The 21,730-nt window shown below is 74.3% G+C and carries 24 protein-coding genes; 9 read left to right on the plus strand and 15 right to left on the minus strand.

Annotated features, from left to right (window positions below):
- Positions 1-141: 141 nt before the first annotated feature.
- Together ACZ4M8_RS00120 and ACZ4M8_RS00125 are read left to right on the plus strand one after the other, a co-directional pair.
- Complete coding sequence (locus ACZ4M8_RS00120) at positions 142-507, plus strand: DUF3099 domain-containing protein (protein WP_467601808.1); 366 nt, start codon at positions 142-144, stop codon at positions 505-507.
- A gap of 280 nt (positions 508-787) precedes the next feature.
- Positions 788-1,033 carry a hypothetical protein gene (locus ACZ4M8_RS00125; protein ID WP_467601810.1) on the plus strand — a complete coding sequence of 82 codons (246 nt, stop codon included), beginning with the start codon at positions 788-790 and terminating at the stop codon, positions 1,031-1,033.
- A 34-nt stretch (positions 1,034-1,067) separates the two neighbouring features.
- Here the strand turns inward: ACZ4M8_RS00125 and moaA are convergent, their stop codons facing one another.
- From moaA to ACZ4M8_RS00150, 5 genes are all read right to left on the minus strand, one after another.
- On the minus strand, positions 1,068-2,057 hold the full coding sequence (gene moaA / locus ACZ4M8_RS00130) for a GTP 3',8-cyclase MoaA (protein WP_467601813.1): 990 nt from the start codon (positions 2,055-2,057) through the stop codon (positions 1,068-1,070).
- A 151-nt stretch (positions 2,058-2,208) separates the two neighbouring features.
- Positions 2,209-3,843, minus strand: a complete 1,635-nt coding sequence (locus ACZ4M8_RS00135; RefSeq protein WP_467601816.1) for a solute symporter family protein — start codon at positions 3,841-3,843, stop codon at positions 2,209-2,211.
- On the minus strand, positions 3,840-4,253 hold the full coding sequence (locus ACZ4M8_RS00140) for a DUF485 domain-containing protein (RefSeq protein WP_467601819.1): 414 nt from the start codon (positions 4,251-4,253) through the stop codon (positions 3,840-3,842). Before ACZ4M8_RS00140 ends, ACZ4M8_RS00135 begins: the two co-directional genes overlap by 4 nt.
- Positions 4,254-4,673: 420 nt before the next feature.
- A complete protein-coding gene (locus ACZ4M8_RS00145; protein ID WP_467601822.1) occupies positions 4,674-5,402 on the minus strand; it encodes a lysoplasmalogenase in 729 nt (242 codons plus the stop codon).
- Positions 5,399-6,415, minus strand: a complete 1,017-nt coding sequence (locus ACZ4M8_RS00150; protein WP_467601825.1) for a sterol desaturase family protein — start codon at positions 6,413-6,415, stop codon at positions 5,399-5,401. Before ACZ4M8_RS00150 ends, ACZ4M8_RS00145 begins: the two co-directional genes overlap by 4 nt.
- Before the next feature lie 258 nt (positions 6,416-6,673).
- Here ACZ4M8_RS00150 and ACZ4M8_RS00155 point away from each other — a divergent pair, with 258 nt between their 5' ends.
- From ACZ4M8_RS00155 to ACZ4M8_RS00175, 5 genes are all read left to right on the plus strand, one after another.
- Positions 6,674-7,696 (plus strand): DEDDh family exonuclease, encoded by a 1,023-nt coding sequence (locus tag ACZ4M8_RS00155; RefSeq protein ID WP_467601828.1) that lies wholly within the window; start codon positions 6,674-6,676, stop codon positions 7,694-7,696.
- A gap of 103 nt (positions 7,697-7,799) precedes the next feature.
- Positions 7,800-8,036, plus strand: coding sequence for a hypothetical protein (locus ACZ4M8_RS00160; protein ID WP_345082672.1), 237 nt, complete (start codon positions 7,800-7,802; stop codon positions 8,034-8,036).
- Between the two features lie 86 nt (positions 8,037-8,122).
- The gene (locus ACZ4M8_RS00165; RefSeq protein WP_467601832.1) at positions 8,123-8,998 is read left to right on the plus strand and encodes an SURF1 family cytochrome oxidase biogenesis protein; all 876 of its coding nucleotides are present in this window, start codon (positions 8,123-8,125) and stop codon (positions 8,996-8,998) included.
- 29 nt (positions 8,999-9,027) lie between these two features.
- Positions 9,028-10,812, plus strand: a complete 1,785-nt coding sequence (locus ACZ4M8_RS00170; protein WP_467601835.1) for a glycoside hydrolase family 15 protein — start codon at positions 9,028-9,030, stop codon at positions 10,810-10,812.
- Between the two features lie 5 nt (positions 10,813-10,817).
- Positions 10,818-11,573: an SDR family oxidoreductase gene (locus ACZ4M8_RS00175; RefSeq protein ID WP_467601838.1), complete on the plus strand. Its 756-nt coding sequence runs from the start codon at positions 10,818-10,820 to the stop codon at positions 11,571-11,573.
- Between the two features lie 207 nt (positions 11,574-11,780).
- Here the strand turns inward: ACZ4M8_RS00175 and amaP are convergent, their stop codons facing one another.
- From amaP to ACZ4M8_RS00200, 5 genes are read right to left on the minus strand one after another with little or no spacing between them, the layout of a single operon-like run.
- A complete protein-coding gene (amaP, locus tag ACZ4M8_RS00180) occupies positions 11,781-12,386 on the minus strand; it encodes an alkaline shock response membrane anchor protein AmaP (RefSeq protein ID WP_467601841.1) in 606 nt (201 codons plus the stop codon).
- Positions 12,387-12,393: 7 nt separating this feature from the next.
- On the minus strand, positions 12,394-13,017 hold the full coding sequence (locus ACZ4M8_RS00185) for a DUF6286 domain-containing protein (RefSeq protein WP_467601844.1): 624 nt from the start codon (positions 13,015-13,017) through the stop codon (positions 12,394-12,396).
- On the minus strand, positions 13,014-13,409 hold the full coding sequence (locus tag ACZ4M8_RS00190; protein WP_467601847.1) for a hypothetical protein: 396 nt from the start codon (positions 13,407-13,409) through the stop codon (positions 13,014-13,016). Before ACZ4M8_RS00190 ends, ACZ4M8_RS00185 begins: the two co-directional genes overlap by 4 nt.
- Positions 13,410-13,415: 6 nt before the next feature.
- Positions 13,416-13,607, minus strand: a complete 192-nt coding sequence (locus tag ACZ4M8_RS00195) for a hypothetical protein (protein ID WP_399092849.1) — start codon at positions 13,605-13,607, stop codon at positions 13,416-13,418.
- Positions 13,608-13,653: 46 nt separating this feature from the next.
- Entirely contained in the window at positions 13,654-14,142 is a 489-nt protein-coding gene (locus ACZ4M8_RS00200; protein WP_467601850.1) for an Asp23/Gls24 family envelope stress response protein, read from the minus strand.
- Between the two features lie 217 nt (positions 14,143-14,359).
- Here ACZ4M8_RS00200 and ACZ4M8_RS00205 point away from each other — a divergent pair, with 217 nt between their 5' ends.
- Positions 14,360-15,061, plus strand: a complete 702-nt coding sequence (locus ACZ4M8_RS00205; RefSeq protein ID WP_467601852.1) for a hypothetical protein — start codon at positions 14,360-14,362, stop codon at positions 15,059-15,061.
- Positions 15,062-15,113: 52 nt separating this feature from the next.
- On the opposite strand, the gene ACZ4M8_RS00210 is transcribed toward ACZ4M8_RS00205, so the two are convergent.
- The 3 genes from ACZ4M8_RS00210 to abc-f form a co-directional block, all read right to left on the minus strand.
- Positions 15,114-15,893, minus strand: coding sequence for an enoyl-CoA hydratase/isomerase family protein (locus ACZ4M8_RS00210; protein WP_467601855.1), 780 nt, complete (start codon positions 15,891-15,893; stop codon positions 15,114-15,116).
- 111 nt (positions 15,894-16,004) lie between these two features.
- Complete coding sequence (locus ACZ4M8_RS00215) at positions 16,005-16,226, minus strand: helix-turn-helix domain-containing protein (RefSeq protein ID WP_009718933.1); 222 nt, start codon at positions 16,224-16,226, stop codon at positions 16,005-16,007.
- 338 nt (positions 16,227-16,564) lie between these two features.
- Positions 16,565-18,163: a ribosomal protection-like ABC-F family protein gene (abc-f, locus tag ACZ4M8_RS00220; protein WP_467601858.1), complete on the minus strand. Its 1,599-nt coding sequence runs from the start codon at positions 18,161-18,163 to the stop codon at positions 16,565-16,567.
- Between the two features lie 307 nt (positions 18,164-18,470).
- Between abc-f and ACZ4M8_RS00225 the strand changes: the two genes are divergently transcribed.
- Positions 18,471-18,881: a VOC family protein gene (locus ACZ4M8_RS00225; RefSeq protein ID WP_467601861.1), complete on the plus strand. Its 411-nt coding sequence runs from the start codon at positions 18,471-18,473 to the stop codon at positions 18,879-18,881.
- A 75-nt stretch (positions 18,882-18,956) separates the two neighbouring features.
- Here ACZ4M8_RS00225 and ACZ4M8_RS00230 read toward each other — a convergent pair whose 3' ends face one another.
- Together ACZ4M8_RS00230 and ACZ4M8_RS00235 are read right to left on the minus strand one after the other, a co-directional pair.
- Positions 18,957-20,390 carry a hypothetical protein gene (locus tag ACZ4M8_RS00230; RefSeq protein WP_467601864.1) on the minus strand — a complete coding sequence of 478 codons (1,434 nt, stop codon included), beginning with the start codon at positions 20,388-20,390 and terminating at the stop codon, positions 18,957-18,959.
- A gap of 170 nt (positions 20,391-20,560) precedes the next feature.
- Positions 20,561-21,688, minus strand: coding sequence for an alpha/beta hydrolase (locus ACZ4M8_RS00235; protein ID WP_467601867.1), 1,128 nt, complete (start codon positions 21,686-21,688; stop codon positions 20,561-20,563).
- Between the last annotated feature and the right edge of the window lie 42 nt (positions 21,689-21,730).

A 21,730-nucleotide genomic window follows, 5' to 3' on the forward strand; every position in this document is an offset into this window, starting at 1 on the left:
GTGTCACTGTCCGGAACCGGGGAGAATCCGGCGGGACTCCGGTCGTGTTCCGTACCGTCCCGCCCATCCCGCGGCGTCCCGGTGGACGGCGGGCGGACAGTCGGCGGCCGCGGGACGCGGCCTGGCAGATGGTGGAGCGTGATGCGGAAGCAGAGCAGCGCCGAGACCTTCCGGATCACGGGGGCCCGGCGGGGGTTGTCGGAGGATGTGCGCGGGCGGCAGCGGCGCTATGTGATCTCGATGACCGTACGGACGCTGGCCGTGGTGCTCACCGTCGTGCTGTGGAACGTCGAACGGCCGGTCGCCGTCGCCACGCTGGTGCTGGGTTTCGCGCTGCCGTACGTCGCGGTGGTCATCGCCAACGCGGGCCGGGAGAACGTGACGTCGCTGCCGTCGACGTTCGTCGCCGCGCCGACGCGGCCGGCGCTCGCGTCCGGCGGCGGACCGGTGGCGGATCCGGCGGACGGGGCGGCGGACCCGGGCGGTCGGGGTCCGGCCGCCGACTGACCTGCGGGGCAGCGGGCGGGTGGCGTCGCGCCCCGCGCGGGCTCAGGAAAACCTCAGTTCAATCATTCCGTTCCGGTGCACCTCGCCGAGCGGCGCGTGACATACTGCGTACGCGCTCCGCATCCCCCGTCGGAGCGCTGGATCGACGCCGGGCGGCTCCCCCCGTGGCTGCCCGGCGTCGTCCTGTATCCGCCGCCGTGGCACGGGAGCTGACGTACCGTCCGGTGGCCCGCCCGATGTGCCCGCGCCGCGCCGTTCTGCGGAACGTAGGGTGAAGGGCGTGAACCTCCCGAACGTGCCGGACTCCGGCGACAGTGCCGTCATCTGCTCCGCCAAGGGCTGCCGGGCGCCCGCCGTGTGGGTGCTGGCCTGGAACAATCCGAAGCTGCACACGCCCGAGCGGCGTAAGACCTGGCTCGCCTGCGACGAGCACCGGGAGCATCTGTCGCAGTTCCTCGGCGTCCGCGGATTCCTCAAGGACGTGGTGACGCTGGAGGAGTGGGAGTCCGCGGACCGGGAGGGCTGAGCGCGCCGCGCGGCCGGTGGCGGACGCGCGGCGGTCAGCCGCCGATCGCCGACATGGGGCGGTCCGGCTGGTGGAACGACGGGTCGTCGAGGCCCGATCCGGCTTTCTTGCCCCACATGGCGCGCTCCCAGATGCGCGCGATGGCGTCGTCCGGGGCGCCCGAGCGCAGGGCGGCGCGCAGATCGGTCTCCTCAGTGGCGAACAGGCAGGTCCGTATCTGCCCGTCGGCGGTGAGCCGGGTGCGGTCGCAGGCGTGGCAGAACGGGCGGGTGACGGAGGCGATGACGCCGACGCGGTGCGGTCCGCCGTCCACGATCCACCGTTCCGCGGGGGCCGCGCCGCGCCGCTCCTCGCCCTCGGGGGTGAGGGTGAAGCGGGTGCGCAGCGAGGTGAGGATGTCGCCGGCGGTGATCATGCCGTCGCGCTGCCAGCCGTGCTGGGCGTCGAGCGGCATCTGCTCGATGAACCGCAGCTCGTAGCCGTGCTCGATGGCCCAGGCGAGGAGGTCGGGGGCCTCGTCGTCGTTGCGGCCGGGCATCAGGACGGTGTTGACCTTGACGGGGGTGAGGCCGGCGGCGTGGGCGGCGGCGAGGCCGCGGAGCACGTCGGCGTGGCGCTTGCGGCGGGTCATGGCCTGGAAGACGTCCGGGCGGAGGGTGTCCAGGGAGACGTTGACGCGGTCGAGCCCGGCGTCGCGGAGGGCTTCGGCGGTGCGCTCCAGGCCGATGCCGTTGGTCGTCAGGGACATCCGGGGGCGCCGGCCGAGCTGGGCGACGCGGGCGATGATGCCGGTCAGCCCGGGGCGTAGCAGGGGCTCGCCGCCGGTGAAGCGGACCTCGTCGATGCCGAGGCGGTCGACGGCGAGGGTGATGAGGCGGACGATCTCGTCGTCGGTGAGCAGATCGGGTTTGGCGAGCCACTGCAGGCCCTCTTCGGGCATGCAGTACGTGCAGCGCAGATTGCAGCGGTCCGTGACGGAGACGCGCAGGTCGGTGGCGACACGTCCGAAGGTGTCGATAAGCACGAGGCCCCCTCCCCGGGTGCGGTCCCTGTGGTGTTCGTCGCTCCTTCGAGACTACGCGATGGGGGTGAGCGCGGGCAGGACGTGAGAGGCACGAGAACGGGGCGGTGGCGTCGTAGATCCCTACGACGCCACCGCCCCGGTCAGGTGCCGGTCAGTGCGCCCCGGTGCCGGTCAGGGAGCGGACCTCCAGCTCGGCGTACTTGTCGGCGTCCGGCTTCTCGGTGGAGAGCAGGGAGCCGAGCCAGCCGAGGAGGAAGCCCAGCGGGATGGAGATCAGGCCGGGGTTCTCCAGCGGGAAGAAGGCGAAGTCGGCGGCGGGGAACATCGAGGTCTCCTTGCCGGAGACGACGGGTGAGAAGAGGACCAGGAGCACCGAGGCGGTGAGGCCGCCGTAGATGGACCAGAGGGCGCCCTGGGTGGTGAACCGCTTCCAGAAGAGGCTGTAGAGGAGGGTGGGGAGGTTGGCGGAGGCGGCGACGGCGAAGGCGAGGGCGACGAGTCCGGCGACGTTGAGGCCGCGGGCGAAGACGCCGAGGACGATGGCGACGGCGCCGATGCCGACGGTCGCCCAGCGGGCGGCGCCGACCTCCTCCTTCTCGGTGGCGTTCCCCTTGCGGATCACGTTGACGTAGATGTCGTGGGCGAAGGACGAGGAGGAGGCGAGGGTGAGGCCCGCGACGACGGCGAGGATGGTGGCGAAGGCGACGGCGGAGATGACGGCGAGGAGGATCGCGCCGCCGGTGGATCCGGCGCCGCCGCCGATGACCTCGGCGAGTTGCGGGGCGGCGGTGTTGCCCGCCTTGTTGGCGGCGGTGATCTCCCCGGGCTTGATGAGGGCGGCGGCGCCGAAGCCGAGGGCGATGGTCATCAGGTAGAAGACGCCGATGATGCCGATCGCCCAGTTCACGGACTTCCGGGCGGCCTTGGCGGTGGGGACGGTGTAGAAGCGGATGAGGATGTGCGGCAGTCCGGCGGTGCCGAGGACGAGGGCGAGGCCGAGGGAGATGAAGTCGATCTTCGAGGTGGCGGTGACGCCGTACTTCAGGCCGGGCTCCAGGAAGGCGGCGCCCTTGCCGCTGTTCTCGGCGGCGGCGCCGAGCAGCGCGGAGATGTTGAAGTGGAACTTCAGCATCACGAGGAACGTGATCAGCAGTGTGCCGGCGATCAGCAGGACCGCCTTGACCATCTGCACCCAGGTGGTGCCCTTCATCCCGCCGATGGTGACGTAGAGGATCATCACGATGCCGACGAGGACGACGACGAGGATCTTGCCGGTCTCGCTGGTGATGCCGAGGAGCAGGGTGACGAGGGCGCCGGCGCCGGCCATCTGGGCGAGCAGGTAGAAGATCGAGACGACGATGGTGGAGGTGCCGGCGGCGGTGCGGACCGGACGCTGGCGCATCCGGTAGGCGAGGACGTCGCCCATGGTGTAACGGCCGGAGTTGCGCAGCGGTTCGGCGACCAGGAGCAGGGCGACGAGCCAGGCGACGAGGAAGCCGATGGAGTAGAGGAAGCCGTCGTAGCCGGAGAGGGCGATGGCTCCGGCGATGCCGAGGAAGGACGCGGCGGACATGTAGTCGCCGGAGATGGCGAGGCCGTTCTGGAAACCGCTGAACTGGCGTCCTCCGGCGTAGAAGTCCTCGGCGCCGCGGGTCTGCCGGCCGGCCCAGAGGGTGATGGCCAAGGTGGCGGCGACGAAGACGGCGAAGAGGCTGATGATCAGGGTGCGGTGCTCGCCCGCGCCGCCGGCGGCGAGCGGCAGGGCGAGCGGGTGCGCGGCGGTCATGCGTCGCCCTCCAGGCGGTTCTTGATGGCTTCGGCCTTCGGGTCGAGGCGCCTGGCGGCGTGGCGGGAGTACCACCAGGCGATGAGGAAGGTCGTCAGGAACTGCGCGAGGCCCAGGACGAGGGCGACGTTGACGTTCCCGGCGACCTTGATCGCCATGAAGCCGCCCGCATAGCTCGACAGCAGGACGTAGCCGAGGTACCAGAGGACGAAGGCGAGGGTGAGAGGGAAGGCGAACGCGCGGTGGCCGCGGCGCAGTTCGCCGAATTCCGCGCTCTGCTGGACCTCGGTGTACGGGTGCGGTGCGCCTGCCGGGGCCGCGTCGCCGGCGGGCGGGGCGGTGGCGGTCGGGGGCCCGGCGGGGCCGGGCGGTTCCTGCGGCCCGGGGCCGGTGGGCGGTGCGCTGCTCACGGTTTCTCCTGACGCATGGTGACCGCGGCGGACCCGGTCCACCGCGGGCCCGATAGTAAAGGGCGCGTAAGTGATATGGATCACGCATCGTAGAGGTGGTGCGGGTGTGGCGACAGGGGGTGTTGGAGGAAATCCACCGGAGTAGGGGGCGCCCGGGGGCACGGTGCGCGCCGCCCTCCGGCGGGCGCTCCGGCGGACGGAGAGCGAGGTCACATGGCCGCTGCCGGGCAGCGCAGCGGCGCGCAGGGGTGTTGGCACCGGGAGCCCCGGGGCGCGGGAGGGCGGCGGGCGCGCGGGCGGCGGCCTCCGGCCGGACGGCTCAACGGAGTTCGGCGGTCGGTTCGGCGCGGGACGCGGTCGGGCACGGACGGGGTGCGGGCCGGGTGCGGGCCGTCCGACGCGGCCCGGCGGCCGGTGAGTTCAGACGCGGACGGGGTGCGGCCTGGCGGGTACGGCCGGTCCGGTGCGTGCCGTGGCCCTCAACAAGCCCAGAGTCAGGGCGAGTTGGGCGGCGAGGTAGGTGAGCATGATCCAGAACTGCGGGGCGGGAGCCTGGGGCCAGGCGGCGATCCCGGTGGCGATGAGGGTGTCGGAGAGCAGGAAGAGCAGCCCGCCGGCGGTGGCGTACGGGCCGGCCCGCAGCGCCCCGAAGGCCATACCGGTCAGCAGCAGGCTGTACCCGGCGACCGGCCCCCGCAGGTCCGCGGGAAGGCCGGGCCACAACAGGGCGACGAGGACGGCCCAGGCGAGCAGGTACGCCCCGGCCGCCGCGGCGGTGCGCGCCCGGCCGGGCGCGGTGCCGTGCCGGGCGAAGAGGACGAGGTAGCAGACGTGTCCGGCGGCGAACCCGGCCATGCCCAGCAGGAAGAGGAGGTCGCCACCGATCTGCAGCAGGGTGTCGCCGCAGCAGCCGAGGAGCAGCGCCGCCACCACCAGCGGCGGACCGCCCCGGGCGAGGGCGTACCCGGCGAGGACCGGCATCAGCGCCGGTTTGGTGGCCAGCACCACGGCGTGCGCGACGCCCCCCGCGCCGCCGTCGGGCCCGGCGGCGGCACGGACGAGCAGTGCGAGAAGGTGAACGGCGGCCAGCACCGCGAACACGGCCGCCAGCGCGCGGGCGGCCCGCGGCCGGGGGCGCGGCGGATTCACGCGGCACCCCGCTCGGCGGGGGAGGACGTGGGGGCGGGCGATTCGGCGGCGGACGGCGGCGCGGGGGCGGACGGTCCCGGGGCGGACGATCCAGGTGCGGACGGCACCGGGGCGGACGGCACCGGGGCGGGTAGTTCCGCGACCGCTTCCGGGCCCGGCCCCGCGGCGTCCGCCCCTGCCGGTCCGGCGGGCTGCCAGCCGGGGCCGCGGAAGACGCGGCCCGCCCGTTCGCGCCAGCTGCCGGCGGTGCGGAGGTCGCGGGCGATGGCGGCGTACTCGTGGGTGGCGACGCGCAGCGGGTTGTAGGTGGCGATGTTCTTGGTGAGGCCGTAGACGGGGCGTTCGGTCTCCGGGACGAAGGAGCCGAACATCCGGTCCCAGACGATGAGGATGCCGCCGAAGTTGCGGTCCAGGTAGCCGCCCTGGGAGGCGTGGTGCACCCGGTGGTGGGAGGGCGTGTTCAGGACGTACTCGACAGGCCGGGGGAGTTTGCCGACCCGTTCGGTGTGCACCCAGAACTGGTAGACGAGGTTGACGCCGGAACAGAAGGCGACGGCCGCCGGGTGGACGCCGAGCACGATCATCGGGAGGTAGAACGGCCAGACCGTCCAGCTCGTCCAGGGCTGCCGCAGCGCGGTGGTGAGATTGAACTTCCGGCTGGAGTGGTGGACGACGTGGCACGCCCACAGGACGCGTACGACGTGGTGCCCGCGGTGCGACCAGTAGTAGAGGAAGTCCTGGGCGAGGAGCATCAGGAGCAGCGTCCACCAGACCACGGGCACCCGGAGCGGGGTGAGGGCGTAGACGGCGGAGTAGATCGCCACGATCGGGATCTTCCACAGGGCGTCGAAGACGAGACTGCCCAGCCCCATGCCGACGCTGGTGGCCGCGTCCTTGGCCTCGTAGCCGGCGGCGTCCTCGTCGGGACGGAGCCGGTAGCTCACCACCTCGACGGCGGTGAGCAGGACGAACGCGGGGACGGACCACAACACGACATCGGGAAGGTGCGGCATGCCCGGCACCATAAGCGCGGTTCCGGGGGCCGGACCAGAGGGAGTTACCAAGAAGTATGTAAGACAGGGTGTCAGTTCCCGGCAAGGGCTACCGTCGGTAACGAACCGTCGGGAGAATGCCCCATTTGCTTGTCATTTGACCGTTTCCCGTTGTGGTGACCGCCGTTGGCCGGGCGGACGCGGCGACGGGCGGAGTCCAGCCACGGGGGCGACGGGGGGTGCGGTGGCTGTCAGTGGTGGCCCGTATCCTCAGTGACCATGCTCGAAGACCACACAGCAGCCGACCCGATCGCGCCGAGGATCGGGCAGCAGCCGGGCCCGCAGACCCCGCCGGTCCCCTGGCCGGACGCCTACCCCGAGGGGTACGCCGTGGTCGACGTCGAGACCACCGGCCTCGCCCGGGACGACCGGATCATCTCCGCCGCGGTCTACCAGCTCGACGCCCGGGGCGAGTTCCAGGACCGCTGGTACACCCTGGTCAACCCCGAGCGCGACCCCGGGCCGGTGTGGATCCACGGCCTGACCAGCGAGGTGCTGGCGGGCGCGCCGCTCTTCCCGGAGATCGTGCCCGAGCTGTCCCGGCGCCTCGAAGGCCGCGTCCTGGTCGCCCACAACGCCATGTTCGACTGGTCGATGATCGCCCGCGAGTACGCCCGCGCCACGGCGGTCGCCCCGGTGAGCCGGCGGCTGTGCACCATCGCCCTCTCCAAGGAGCTGGGCCTGCCGCTCGCCAACCACAAGCTGGAGACCCTCGCCGCCCACTACGGCGTGGTCCAGGAGCAGGCCCACCACGCGCTGGACGACGCCCGGGTGCTGGCCGAGACGTTCCGGCCGAGCCTGCGCCGCGCCGCCCGGGAGAACCTCCGGCTGCCGCTGCTGGCCTGCCAGCCGCTCACCGAGTGGTCCGACACCCCGGCGCCCCGCCGGTATCCGGGTGCCTCCTCCTCGTACCGTCCCACCTCCTGGCGTCCCGCCCGTAAGCGGCCGGCCTGTCCGTATCCCAATCCGGGGCGGTACGAGGCCGGGGGCAAGCTGGTGCAGGGGATGCGGGTGGCGTTCTCCGGGGACACCTCCGTCGACCGGGAGCTGCTGGAGGACCGTGCGATCGAGGCCGGGCTGCATGTCGCGACGAGCCTGTCGCGCCTGACCAGCCTGCTGGTGACCAACGATCCGGACGCGCAGACCTCCAAGACCGCCAAAGCCCGCACGTTCGGCACCACCGTCATCGACGAGGCGGCCTTCATGCAGCTCCTCCAGGACGTCCGGCCCGCCGCCGGGTGACCGCGGCGGCCGGCCGGGGTCCGCTGCGCCGGTCGGGTGCCGCGTCCGCGACCCGGGGCCGATGGCCTTGCCCCGCCCCGCCGCGGTCCGCACGATGCGGCGCATGACTCGTTGCGAGGTATGCGGAAACGACTACGACCTGGCCTTCCACGTGGAGACCAAGGACGGTGCCCGGCACACTTTCGACTCGTTCGCCTGCGCCATCCACCGCATGGCGCCGATCTGCGATCACTGCCGGGTGCAGATCATCGGCCAGGGCGTCGAGGCCGAGGGACAGTGGTTCTGCGGCGCCCACTGCGCCCGCGCCGCCGGGAAGCAGGGCATCGTCGACCGGGTCTGAGCGGCGCCGCCGCCCGCCCCGTACCCGAGCGCCGCGGGCAGGACCCCCTGCTCGGCGGCGTTCGCGCGCCAGGTACCGTCGAAGCCGTGTACCGCTTCCTGTTGTCCCGGCAGTGGGTGATCCTCACCCTCGTGGGCCTCGCCATGATCCCGGCCATGGTCAAGCTGGGCTTCTGGCAGTTCCACCGTCATGAGCACCGGGTCGCGCAGAACCAGCTCATCGACCGCAGCCTCCACGCGAAGCCGGTACCGGTCACCGACCTGACCGCCCCGGGGCGCCCGCTGCCCCGCGCCGACATGTGGCGCACGGTCACCGCCACCGGGACGTACGACACCGCGCACGAGGTCGTCGTCCGCCAGCGCACCGCCGCCGACGAGTCGACCATCGGCTACTACGTCCTCACCCCGCTCGACCTCGGCCGCGGCCGGACGGTGCTGGTCAACCGCGGTTGGATCGCGGCCGGCGGCGACCTGACCAAGTTCCCGGACGTGCCCGCCGCACCGCGCGGCACGGTCACCGTGACCGGCCGGATGATGGCCGACGAGACCACCGAGGGCAGCGGGATCAAGGACCGGCAGGGTCTGCCCGACCGCCAGGTCATGCTGATCAACAGCGCGCAGCAGGCGAAGCTGCTGCACCGTCCGGTCCTCGCCGGGTACATCGAGCAGACCGCGCCGAAGACCCCGCACAACACGCCCGAGCTGGTCCCGGACCCGGACCACGACAGCATCGGCCCGCACATGGCGTACGCCGTGCAGTGGTGGCTGTTCGCGGCGGCGGTGCCCGTCGGCTGGGTCGTCCTCGTCCGCCGTGAGCGCCGCGACCGGATCGCCGCGGTGGCGGACCCGGACGGCACGGACGCGGCGGAGCCGAGCACCACCGGGACCGGCCCGGACACCCGGGACGCGGACGCCGCTCCGTCCGACACCTCCGTAGCCCGGACGGCCGCCACCCCCGAATAGCGGCGCGGCCCGGCGGGAAGGCCCGCTGGGTGCCCCCACGCATCGAGGACTACGCGCTCATCGGCGATCTGCAGACCGCCGCCCTCGTCGGCCGGGACGGGTCGATCGACTGGCTCTGCCTGCCGCGCTTCGACTCCGGTGCCTGCTTCGCCGCCCTCCTCGGCGACCGCGACAACGGCCACTGGCTGATGGCACCCGCCCACCCCGACGCCCGCGCCACCCGCTCCTACCGCGGCGACTCCCTCGTCCTCGACACCGTCTGGGACACCCCGGACGGCAGCGTCAAGGTCACCGACTTCATGCCGCAGCGCGACCGCGCCCCCGACGTCGTCCGCATCGTCGAGGGACTGCGCGGCCACGTCCCGATGCGCGGGGTGCTGCGGCTGCGGTTCGACTACGGCCGGGTGATGCCGTGGATGCGCCGCGCCGAGGGCTGCCGGTCCGCCGTCGCCGGCCCGGACGCCGTCTGGCTGCGCACCGAACCGCAGGTCACGACGTACGGCAAGGACTTCAGCACCCGTTCGGAGTTCACCGTCGCGCCCGGCGAGCGCTACGCCTCCGTCCTGACCTGGCACCCCTCGCACCATCCGCGGCCGCGCATCATCGACCCGTACGACGCCCTCGACTGCACCCTCGACGACTGGCGCGAGTGGTCGGCGCGGTGCCGCTACACCGGGCCGCACCGCGATGCCGTCCTGCGCTCGCTGATCACCCTCAAGGCGCTGACGTACGCCCCGACCGGTGGCATCGTCGCCGCGCCCACCACCTCCCTGCCCGAGTCGCTGGGCTCCGTCCGCAACTGGGACTACCGCTACTGCTGGCTGCGCGACGCTTCACTGACCCTCACCTCGCTGATCGGTGCGGGCTACCTCGACGAGGCGGCCGCCTGGCGGGACTGGCTGCTGCGCGCGGTGGCCGGCGCGCCCGAGGACCTCCAGATCATGTACGGCGTCGCGGGCGAGCGGCGGCTGCCGGAGTCCGAACTGCCCTGGCTCTCCGGGTTCGCCGGCTCCGCGCCCGTCCGGCTCGGCAACGCCGCCGTCGATCAGCTCCAGCTCGACGTCTACGGCGAGGTGCTGGACGCCTTCCACGGCGCCCGCGTCGCCGGACTGCCGTCCCAGCCGCACGCCTGGAACATCCAGCGCGCCCTGGTCGAGTACCTCGCCGGCACCTGGCGCCAACCGGACGAGGGCCTGTGGGAGATCCGCGGCCCGCGCCGTCACTTCGTCCACTCCAAGGTCATGGCCTGGGTCGCCGTCGACCGCGCGGTCCGCACCCTCGAAGCGGTCCCCGGGGCCCGCGGCGACCTGCGCCGCTGGCGGGAGCTGCGGGACACCATCCACCACGAGGTCTGCACCCGGGGCTACGACGCCGCGCGGTCCACCTTCACCCAGTCCTACGGCTCCACCGCGCTGGACGCCTCGACCCTGCTCATCCCCCGCCTCGGCTTCCTGCCCGGCGACGATCCCCGCGTCATCGGCACCGTCGACGCGGTCCGCGCCGCGCTCACCCACGACGGGCTGGCCCTCCGCTACGCCACCGGCGACGGCGCGGCCGACGGACTCCCCGGCGACGAGGGCGCGTTCCTCGCCTGCTCCTTCTGGCTGGCCGAGGCGCTCCACCTGACGGGCCGCCGGCGCGAGGCCCGCGATCTGTTCTCCCGCCTCCTCGCGCTCCGCAACGACGTCGGGCTGCTCGCCGAAGAGTACGACCCCGTGGCCGGCCGGCAACTCGGCAACTTCCCGCAGGCGTTCAGCCACATCGGCCTGGTCGGAACCGCCTTCACCCTCTTCGGCGGGGCGGGGGCAGACTAGGCCCCATGGATCTAGGACTCACCGACCGGACGTACCTCGTCACCGGAGCCACCCGCGGCCTCGGTCTCGCCACCGCACGGGCGCTGACCGCCGACGGCGCGCGCACCGTCCTGACCGGCCGCACCGCCCGGAGCGCCGCCGCGGCCGCCGCCGAGCTGGGCGAACGGGCCGTCGGCGTCGCCGCCGACAACGCCGACCCGCGGACGCCGGAGCGGCTGATCGCCACCGCCCGCGAGCACTTCGGCCGCCTCGACGGCATCCTCATCAGCGTCGGCGGCCCGCCGCCCGGCCCCACCGCCGGCCTCACCGACGAGCAGTGGCGCGACGGTTTCGAGACCGTCTTCCTCGGCGCGGTACGCCTGGCCCGCGCCGTCGCCGCCGAACTGGGCGAGGGCGGCGTCATCGGCTTCGTCCTCTCCGGTTCGGTGTACGAGCCGATCGGCGGCCTGGCCATCTCCAACGGGCTGCGCCCCGGGCTCGCCGGATTCGCCAAGTCGCTCGCCGACGAGGTCGGCCCGCGCGGCATCCGCGTCGTCGGCATCCTGCCCGGCCGGATCGCCACCGACCGGATGACACAGCTCGACGCGGCCTCCGGCGACCCCGAGGCGAGCCGCGCCCGCAACTGCGCGGCGATCCCGCTGGGCCGCTACGGCGCCCCCGACGAGTTCGGCCGCACCGCGGCGTTCCTGCTCTCCCCCGCCGCGTCCTACCTCACCGGCGTGATGGTGCCGGTGGACGGCGGGGCCCGGCGCGGGTTCTGACGACACGGGCGGCGCGGGCGCGGGGCCGGTTCCGGCGGGGCCGGACGGTACGGGCCGGGCGCGGGGCCCGGCCGCCGCGCGAGGCGCTACGGCGCGCGAGGCGCTACGGCGCGCGAGGCGCTACGGCGCGCGAGGCGGTACGGCGTGCGAGGCGCTACGGCGTGCGGCACGCGGGCCGGCTCCGTGCCGCCCGCCCCGCCCGCCGCGTCAGCTGACCCGCTCCGCCCGGTGCCGCACCGCCCGCAGCCGGAGTTCGGCGGGCAGCCGGGGCAGTCCGGTGGAGGTGCGGGCGTGCGCCACCGCCCCGTCCGACAGGCGCAGCAGGACCGCGCCGGGGTCGGCGTGCGGGGCGAGCGCCACCACGGCCCGTAGCTGCGGCGCGGTCCGCCGGCCGCACAGCAGGGTGTCCGCGCGCTCCACCCCGTCGAGCGCGCCCGCCTCCACCGCCACCGCGTCCTCCAGCGCCCGGCCGCGGACCGAGGCGCCCTCGCCGTCCCCGCTGTCCACCAGGAGCTGCCCCAGCCGGCGGCGGCGCAACTGCGCCAGCAGCCACCACAGGAGCAGCAGCACCACGACGGCGAGGACGGCGATGACGACCGGCCACCACCAGCCGCGGTCCGTGTAGCGGGTGCGGTCCGCCGCCGGCAGCAGCACCTCGTCACCGCGCGTCCAGGGCCAGCCGTCGGGCAGCGTGAAGTGCCACGCCGACGGCAGCCCCAGACCGGCGGTGAGCACCGCGGCGCCGCCGCCCAGCAACACCGCGCCGATCAGCCCCAGCAGTACGCGGTTGACGCCGCGCCGGACCCTACGCATCCCTCGCTCACCTCTTCCTGGGACGGCGGACACGGACGGAGCGCCGCAGCGGCCGGGCCAGCCCCAGCCGGTGCGTCGCCTCGCCGAGCACCGCGTCGAGATCGGCCCGTACCCGGTCCGGCTCCCGGAAGTGCGAGACGGCCGCCACCTTCACCTTGCGGCGCCCGGCCGTCACCTTGACGGACTGGACGCCGGAGACCTCCATCGCCCGGTCCCGCAGCACCAGGGCGGCGGCGGCCCGGTCGAGTCCGGCGCGGACGTCGGGGGTGGCGCGGCGCATCGGCAGCACCTTCCGCAGCCCCGGAGTGAGCGCCAGAACCAGCAGCCACAGCCCGAGCGCCATCGCCGCCGCGGCGCAGCCCAGCACCCACGGGTCGTCGAGCGGACGGGTCGCCAGTTCCCCTGCGAGGCGGCGGCGCCAGGCCATCGCGGGCCGGTCGGCGCGCACCGCCGCCACGTCGTACAGCAGGATCCCCGCCCCGGCCAGCGCCAGCAGGGCCACGACGGCGGCCGGCGCGCGGCGGGCGGACCAGAACCGGCGCGCCCGCCCGTGCCCGCCGCCGGGTACGGGCCCGGGTTCCTTCTCCAAGGTCACCGCCCGCCCGGGGGCGGCGCGTTCGTCGTCGCTCATCGCACCCTTTCCCGGTCGCGTTCCAGCGGCGAGCGCAGCCGTTCCACCTCCACCGTCACCTCGGGCACCGTCATGCCCGCCAACTCCGCCACCCGCGCGGTGACCTGACGGCGCACCTCGGCGCACCGCGCGCCGATCGCGGCGGGGTAGCCCAGTTCGACGGTGACGTGCACATGGGCCTCGCCGAACGGCAGCCGCCCGTCCCGCCGCCGGACGGTGACACTCGCGTGGGCGCCGGTGCGGGCACCGTCGGCCGCGGCGCGCAGCGCCTCGCGGGCCGCCGCCGCGGCGATCTTCGCCACCACCCGGTCCGCGACGCGGGTCGCGCCCCGTTCCCCGGACGCCACCTCGGCGACGACCGCCGCCGCGGGCGCCGTCGACGCCGTCGCCACCGCGGCTCACCGCCGCCGGTCGTCGCGGGCCCGGGGCCGGAAGAGGTCCCCGGCCTGGAGGTCCCCGTCGAGGAACCGTCCCGCGACGAATCCGATCGCGCCCAGCGCCGCCACCAGGACGAAGGCCCCGAAGCCGCCGAAGTATCCGGCGAAGCCCAGCGCCATACCGGCCAGAAGACCGACCACGGCCATGCTCATCGTGCGCTCCTTCGCTCCCGCTCCGGCCGGAGCCGCTGTCCGCCGTCTACTGCAGACGGCTCTCCGGCTCCTCGTCCTCGTCCTCCTCGTCGGGCAGCTTGACGTCGCTGACCGCGATGTTGACCTCGACGACTTCCAGTCCGGTCATCCGCTCCACCGCGGAGATGACGTTCTCCCGTACGTCGCGGGCCACCTCGGCGATGGCCACGCCGTACTCCACCACGATCTCCAGGTCGAGCGCCGTCTGCACCTCGCCGACCTCGGCCTTCACCCCGCGGGCGACGGGCGCGGAGCGGGAGCCGCCGGGCACCCGGTCACGTACCGCGCCCAGGGTGCGGGCCAGCCCGCTGCCCATGGCGTGGACGCCCACCACGTCCCGGGCGGCGAGCCCGGCTATCTTCTCCACCACGCCGTCGGCGATGGTGGTGCGCCCACGGGACGCGGGGTCGCCCCCGCCGCGTTTACCGCCCGGGGCCTTCGTCTCGGACGCGCCGCCCGAGGAGGGCTCGGTCCGGTTCCACTGTTCGTCCGCCATCGCCGATCGTCCCTTTCCGGGGAAGACGTCACCGCCGCCACCCACGCTAGGGCCGCTCGCCCGGAACCGCCCGACCTGCTGCGGCACCCGGGTTGCGCCCCCGCTCCCCGGGCCGCGCCCCCCTGCCGGACGGGCCCGGCTGCGGCAGGCTGGAAGCACGGCCGCCACACGCACGTGCGGCAGGCGGAACGGTGACGACAGTCCTGGGGGTGACGCGGTGGCCGCGGCGGAGTGGGCACACAGGGTGCGCCGGGAGCTGGGGGCCGGCCGGGTGCTCCCCCTGGGCGGCGCGGACGGCTGCTGGATCACCGAGGCGGCCGCGGCGCGGCTGCTACGGGCCCGCGCCACCGCCTTGCCCGGTCTGCGTCCGGGCGCACTGCGGCTCGCCCCGCTGGACGACAGCGGCGCCCGGCCGCCCGCACCGGCCCCGCCCAGCGCCCTGCCCCCGGGCCCGCTGCGCATCACCGCGGACCTCACGGCGACCTCCGCACGCCCCTTCCCTGAGACCGCCGGTGCCCTGCGCGCGGCCCTGCTGGAGACCGCCGACCGGGCACTGGGGCTGCCGGTCACGGCCGTGGACCTGCGGATCACCGGCGTACTCGTCCCCGCGGAAGGACCGGCCCGGGAGCGCCCCGCGCCGCCCGGACCGGACATCGGTCTCAGCCCGCGGGAGGCCGGCGCCCCGGACCCGGTGGCCGACGCGGTACGCGCCGTGCCCGGGGTGACGCGCCTCGCCGCCGCCCTGGGCGGCGCCTCACGCCCGGTGCGGGAGGTGCCGGGCGGGCTCCTGATCCAGGTGGCGACCGGTCCGGGCCACCGGGTGGCGGACGTCGCCCACGCGGTCCGCGCCGCCGCGGCCACGGTCCGCACCCCGGCGGTGGCCGTGGCGGTGCTGGTCACCGCCGTCGACGACGGGTGACCGGGAACCGGGCGTACGACGCCACGGGCCCCCGGCCCACGTCCTCAAGGGGTCACTCCCCCAGGCCCGCCAGACCACGCAGGCGACGGCCCTGGGCGGCGCGCTCGGCGGCACGCTGCTCCTCCGGGCCACGGCCGACGGCACCGGCGAGCAGCGCCTTGGTCTCGATGACGGCGTCCCGCGGCGGGGCCAGGAGAGCGGCGGCCAGATCGGCGACCGCACCGTCCAGCTCGGCACCGGGGACCACGAGGTTGGCCAGACCGATCCGGCCCGCCTCCTCACCGTGGACGAAGCGACCGGTGGCGCAGATCTCCAGGGCCCGCGCGTAGCCGACGAGATGGACCAGCGGGTGGGTCCCCGTGAGGTCGGGCACCAGACCAAGGCTCGTCTCGCGCATCGCGAACTGCACATCATCGGCACATACCCGCAGGTCACAGGCGAGTGCCAGCTGGAATCCGGCGCCTATCGCATGGCCCTGGACGGCGGCGATCGACACCAGGTCGTTCCGCCGCCACCAGGTGAACGCCTCCTGGTACGAGGCGATGATCGCGTCCATCTCGTGCTCGGGGCCGCGCGCCATGTCGAGGAACGACGGCTCGCCGTCGAATCCCTCGGGCGTGAACGCCTGCCGGTCGAGGCCCGCGGAGAAGGACTTGCCCTCGCCCCGCAGCACCACGACGCGGACGCTCCCCGGCAGCAGCGCCCCGGCCTCGGCCAGCGCCCGCCACATGGCGGGCGACTGGGCGTTGCGCTTGGCGGCGCCTGTGAGGGTCACCGTGGCGAGCGCGTCGTCCACGGTGAGCCGCACACCGTCCTTGTCGAGCAGAGTCATCAGAATGCCTCCGAGTCAGCCGTCGCACACCAGGGTGCGTAAGTGACTGAACGGTAACCTCCCGGTCGTCTGCTCGACCGACCGGGGGGACACCCGTCGGAGTCGCGGTCGTCAGGCCGAGGCGGCCTTCTTGCCCCTCGTTGCTCCGCCCCGACCGCGCAGGGACACACCGGATTCGCTGAGCATCCGGTGGACGAATCCATAGGAGCGACCGGTCTCTTCGGCCAGCGCCCGGATGCTCGCTCCGGAGTCGTACTTCTTCTTCAGGTCTGCCGCGAGCTTTTCGCGCGCGGCGCCGGTCACCCGGCTGCCCTTCTTCAGAGTCTCGGCCACCCGTGCCTCCTCATGGGAAGTGCGCTCTGGACTTCTCATGATCACCCCTCCCCGCGTTCCTGGCCACCCATTCGGCAAGGTCTGTGAGGAGCCGTCCGAGACCGTACGCGTCCGGACAATCTGCCCAAGGGCCTCCGACACCCACCGAAATCGCCGCACCACGCCGCTGCGACCCGGGAAACCGCAGGTCAACGGGGGTACGTCGGAAACGCCGGAAGCCGGGCCACAGGGGCCCGGCTCCGTCTCGGAGGCTCGCCGGTGTACGAGCCGTTCTCACTCAGATGATGGATCACCCGTCGGCCGAATGATCGATGCGCGGACCTGCGGCCCGCCGCCCGTCACGCCAGTGCGACGAGGTCCGCGTACTCCTGACCCCACAGGTCCTCGACGCCGTCGGGGAGCAGGATGATCCGCTCCGGCTCCAGGGCGTCCACCGCGCCCTCGTCGTGCGAGACGAGGACGACGGCGCCGGTGAAGGTGTGCAGCGCGCCGAGGATCTCCTCGCGGCTGGCCGGGTCGAGGTTGTTCGTCGGCTCGTCGAGCAGCAGGACGTTGGCGGACGAGACGACCAGCGTGGCCAGGGCCAGGCGGGTCTTCTCACCGCCGGAGAGCACCCCGGCGGGCTTGTCGACGTCGTCGCCGGAGAACAGGAAGGAACCCAGCGTCTTGCGGATGTCGACGAGGTCCATGTCCGGGGCGGCGGAGCGCATGTTCTCCAGGACCGTGCGGTCCGGGTCGAGCGTCTCGTGCTCCTGCGCGTAGTAGCCCAGCTTGAGGCCGTGGCCGGGGCGGACCTCGCCGGTGTCGGGGGTCTCCACCCCGGCCAGCAGCCGCAGCAGCGTCGTCTTGCCGGCGCCGTTCAGGCCCAGGATGACGACCCGGGAGCCCTTGTCGATGGCGAGATTGACGTCGGTGAAGATCTCCAGCGAGCCGTACGACTTCGACAGGCCCTCGGCGGTGAGCGGCGTCTTGCCGCACGGCGCGGGGTCGGGGAAGCGCAGCTTGGCGACCTTGTCGGCGGCGCGGACCTCTTCGAGACCGGCCAGCAGCCGCTCGGCGCGCTTGGCCATGTTCTGCGCGGCGACGGTCTTGGTGGCCTTGGCCCGCATCTTGTCGGCCTGCGAGTTGAGAGCCGCGGCCTTCTTCTCGGCGTTCTGCCGCTCACGGCGGCGGCGCTTCTCGTCGGCCTCGCGCTGCTGCTGGTAGAGCTTCCAGCCCATGTTGTAGACGTCGATGGTGGCGCGGTTGGCGTCGAGGTAGAAGACCTTGTTGACGACGGTCTCGACGAGGTCGACGTCGTGGGAGATCACGATGAAGCCACCGCGGTAGGTCTTGAGGTAGTCGCGCAGCCAGACGATGGAGTCGGCGTCGAGGTGGTTGGTCGGCTCGTCGAGGAGCAGGGTGTCGGCGTCCGAGAAGAGGATCCGGGCCAGCTCCACGCGGCGGCGCTGACCACCGGAGAGGGTGTGCAGCGGCTGGGCGAGGATCCGGTCGGGCAGGCCCAGGCTGGCGGCGATGGTCGCCGCCTCCGCCTCGGCGGCGTATCCGCCCTTGGTCAGGAACTCCGTCTCCAGGCGCTCGTACTTGCGCATCGCCTTCTCGCGGGTGGCGCCCTTGCCGTTCGCCATCCGGTCCTCGTTCTCGCGCATCTTGCGCAGGACGGTGTCCAGTTCGCGGGCGGAGAGGATGCGGTCGCGGGCGAGGACGTCCATGTCGCCGGTGCGCGGGTCCTGCGGGAGGTAGCCGACCTCGCCGGAGCGGGTGACGGAACCGGCGGCGGGGATGCCCTCACCGGCCAGGACCTTGGTGAGGGTGGTCTTCCCCGCGCCGTTGCGGCCGACCAGGCCTACGCGGTCGCCCTTGGCGATACGGAAGGAGGCGGACTCGATGAGAACGCGGGCGCCGGCGCGCAGCTCAAGGCCGGAAGCGGTGATCACGGAAAAACTCCAGGGCAGGGTGACGGCGGAATGGACGGACGGTCCGAGAGCGGTCTACGCCGTCTAATGAACCCAGAGGAGAACTGCCATACGAGGCAGTCTAACGGTGCCGCACAACTGGTTTTCCCGGCCGCCGGGCCGGCCGCGGACGCGGTACGGGCCCCGCCCGGCGCGATGGCGTGCACGGCTGCCGCGGGTGCGTTGTCAGTGGTCCCCGGCAGACTGTGAGGCAGATCTCACGGATGCCCCGCGCGAGCGGCGCGCGGGGCCGTGCGGAACGGGACGCGCTCCCGGAAAGGCGGACACCATGCCGGACACCCCGCAGCACCCGACCCTCTTCCCCGCCCTGCTCTACCGCGACGCACCGGCCGCGATCCGCTTCCTCACCGAAGCCTTCGGTTTCACCGAGGAGGCCGTGTACCGAGGTGAGGACGGCACCGTCGCCCACGCCGAGCTGTCCTACGGCAACGGACGGGTGATGCTCGGCTCCAAGGGGCACGGCGGCGCCTTCGACGCGGCGATGGCCGGTGCCGGGCCGAGCGGTGTCTACGTCGTGGTCGAGGACGTGGACGCCCATCACGCGCGGGCGCGGGACGCCGGGGCGGAGATCCTGAGGGAGCCCCGGGACCAGGAGTACGGCTCCCGCGACTACATGGCGCGCGACGCCGAGGGCAATGTCTGGAGCTTCGGTACGTATGCGCCGGGCGCGGACGGTTGACCGGGAGCGGCGGGCCGCCCGTCCACCCGCCCCGCCGCCGGGCCGCCGGGCCGTGGTGGCCGGCGGCCCCGGGCGTCAGACGCCGCCGGTGTGCACCTGGAACGCGGCGCGGCGGACGGCCTTGGCCAGCGCCGGGTCGGGGTGCGCCGCGGCGAGCGCCACCAGCACCTGGACGGTGCGGGGGTGGCCCACGGCGCGTACTTCTTCGAGGAGGCGCGGGACGGAGCCCTGGACCGCCGAGTCGAGGTGGCGGATGAGCAGCTGGCTCTCGCCGTGGTCGGCGACGGCCGCGGCGGTGTCCACCCACAGCCAGGTCGACTCCTCGCGGGTGAGCACGTCGGGGGCGTTGTCCGGGTCGCCGCCCTCGTGCTCGAAGAGCCACAGCAGGACGTACGGCCGCAGCGCCGCCTCGTCGGCGGCCGCGCGGACGGCGGCCTCGGCCGGGGCGCCGACGGCGCGCAGCGCCTCGAAGGCGAGCCCGCGCAGCAGGGCGTCCTCGCCGCGCGCCACGGTCAGCAGCTCCTCGACGGCCGAGCCGACCGAGCGGGCCGCGAGCCAGGCGCGGTACTCGGCGCGGGCCGGGCCCGGGGTGAGCCGGGCGCAGCCGCGGAGCATGGCGGCGGCGGTCTGTTCGATGTTGCCCGCCGGGCTCTGGGCCGCGACGCAGATCTGCTCCAGCTTGACCCAGACCGACCAGTGGCCCAGCGGGGTCAGCTGCGCCTCACGGGCGTCGTCGCCGTCGTCCGGGGCGGGGGCCGGGGCGCCGTCGGCGGGCACCAGCGCGCCGACCGCGGTCAGGGCGGCGAGCGCCCAGTCCAGCAGGGCGGTGAGCGGGGCCTGGGCCTCCTCTCCGGCCGCGTCGCCGTCCGCGGGCTCGGCGCGGGGGCCGTACGGCACCTCGCAGCGCTCGGTGCGCAGTTCGGCGACGCGCTGTTCGAGCATGTCCAGCAGGGCCTGGAGGCGGACCGGTCCGGCCGACAGGTGGAGCAGCGACAGCAACTGCGGGACGGCCTCGACGACCTCGCCGACGATGGCGGGCCCGGCGCCCTCGGGGGACGGCAGCGCCAGCGACCAGGCGTCGAAGAGCGCGACCCAGCCGCGGAGGGCGGCGGTGTCGTCGCGGTCCCAGGCGCGCAGCCGCCACCCGGCGCGGGCGAGTGGGCCGTGCAGTTCGATCAGCCCGGCGAGGCGGGCGCGGTCCCAGTCGGCGCGCACCTCGGCGGGGGACAGGCCGAGGGCCTCGGCGGCGCGCTCCACGTCGGCCGCCGGGAGGGCGCCGTCGCGCCCGGCCCGCAGTCCGGCAGTGGCGCCGTCGGCCCAGCGGGCCAGCCGGGCGGCGCCGGAGAGCGCGGCGCGGGCCTGGCGCGCCAGTTCCGCGGGCGGCGGGGTGCCCTCGGGCGGGCGTGGGGCCGGACGGGCCGTCCGGGTGCTCACCGCCCGGCGGGCGGCGGCAATCGGTTGCCTGGGGACGAGTCGGAGCCGGGAGTCGCGCGGAGTACGGGACGTCACAGGAGCAGTCTTGCCGCTGATGGCCCGAAAACCCAATCGGACGGCGGGAAACGGCCCGCTCAGCGGGGTTCACCCAGGCGACCCATCACGGTTGTGGGGAGTTGTCCCCCCGTACGTCCGGGTGTCGTGGCGTGCGGCGCCGGAGCGGGAGGGCCGTCCCGTGCGGACCGTCACATGAGAGGGGTCAGGAAGCGGCGCAGGGACTCCTCGTACGCGGCGGGGCCGGCGTTCCACATGGCGGCGTGCGGGGCGTGCGGCACGGGGCGGAGCGTGACGAGGTCCGGGCGGCGGGCGGCGAGGGCGCGGGAGGCGGCCCAGGGGGCGAGGGTGTCGTCCGGGCCGTGGAAGAGGAGGGTGGGGACGGTGAGGGTGTCGGGGTCGACGGCGTCGCCGGGCCGGTCGACGGGGAGTCCGGTGTGGCCCTCGGCGGCGCGGACGGCGAGCGGCAGCAGGGCCCGCGGGACGTGCCGGGCGGCGGCCAGCGCGCGGACGGTGGCGTGCCGGTCGAGGACGGGTGAGTCCAGGACGAGGCCGCGGATGCGGTCGCGCACACCGGAGCGGGCGGCGGCGCGCAGCGCCATGGTGGCGCCGGTGGACCAGCCGTGGAGGACGACGTCGCGGGCGCCGTAGCGGACCGCGTAGCGGATCGCGGCGTCCAGGTCGCGCCATTCGGAGTCGCCGAGGTGGTGCAGCCGGTCGGAGGTCTGCGGGGCGCCCGCGTCGTTGCGGTGGGCGAGGTCGAGGACGGGCAGCCGGTGGCGGTGGAGGAACGGCATGACGTTCATCGGGTGCTCGCGGGTGGTGCCCAGGCCGTGCACGGTGATCACCCAGGTGTCGCGTACGCCCGGCAGGAACCATGCGGGCAGCGGTCCGAGTTCGCCGGGGACGTCGACGTCGGCGCAGGTCAGGCCGAGGGCGTCGCGGGGGTTCCCGGCGTACACCTGCGGGGTGAGCCGCACCCGGGTGCCGGGCGGGAGCGCGCCGTGGGTGATCCGTTCCAGGCGGCGGACGACGGTGTCGGCGGGGTGCGGGGTGTGGTGCACCACGCCGCCGACGATCGCGTGGCAGCCGGGGCCGGAGAGGCCGTACGTGCCGGGGCGCAACGACGCCAGGCTGCGGGTCAGGGTGACCGTGCCGTCGCCGGTGGCGTGGACGGTCAGGCGCGAGTCCCCCGGGAACGGCACCTGGGGGGAGGGCCGGAGGGCGACGCCCCCGGCGTACCGGCCGGCCGCCACCGCGGCCGCACCGGCGCCGATCACGGTGGTGGCGGCCACAGCCGCCGCAGGAGCCAGGCGCACCTCTTCAGTGTGGAGCCGGGTGCCGGGGGCGGCCAGCGGACG

The organism is Streptomyces sp. NPDC027185, assembly GCF_055567035.1.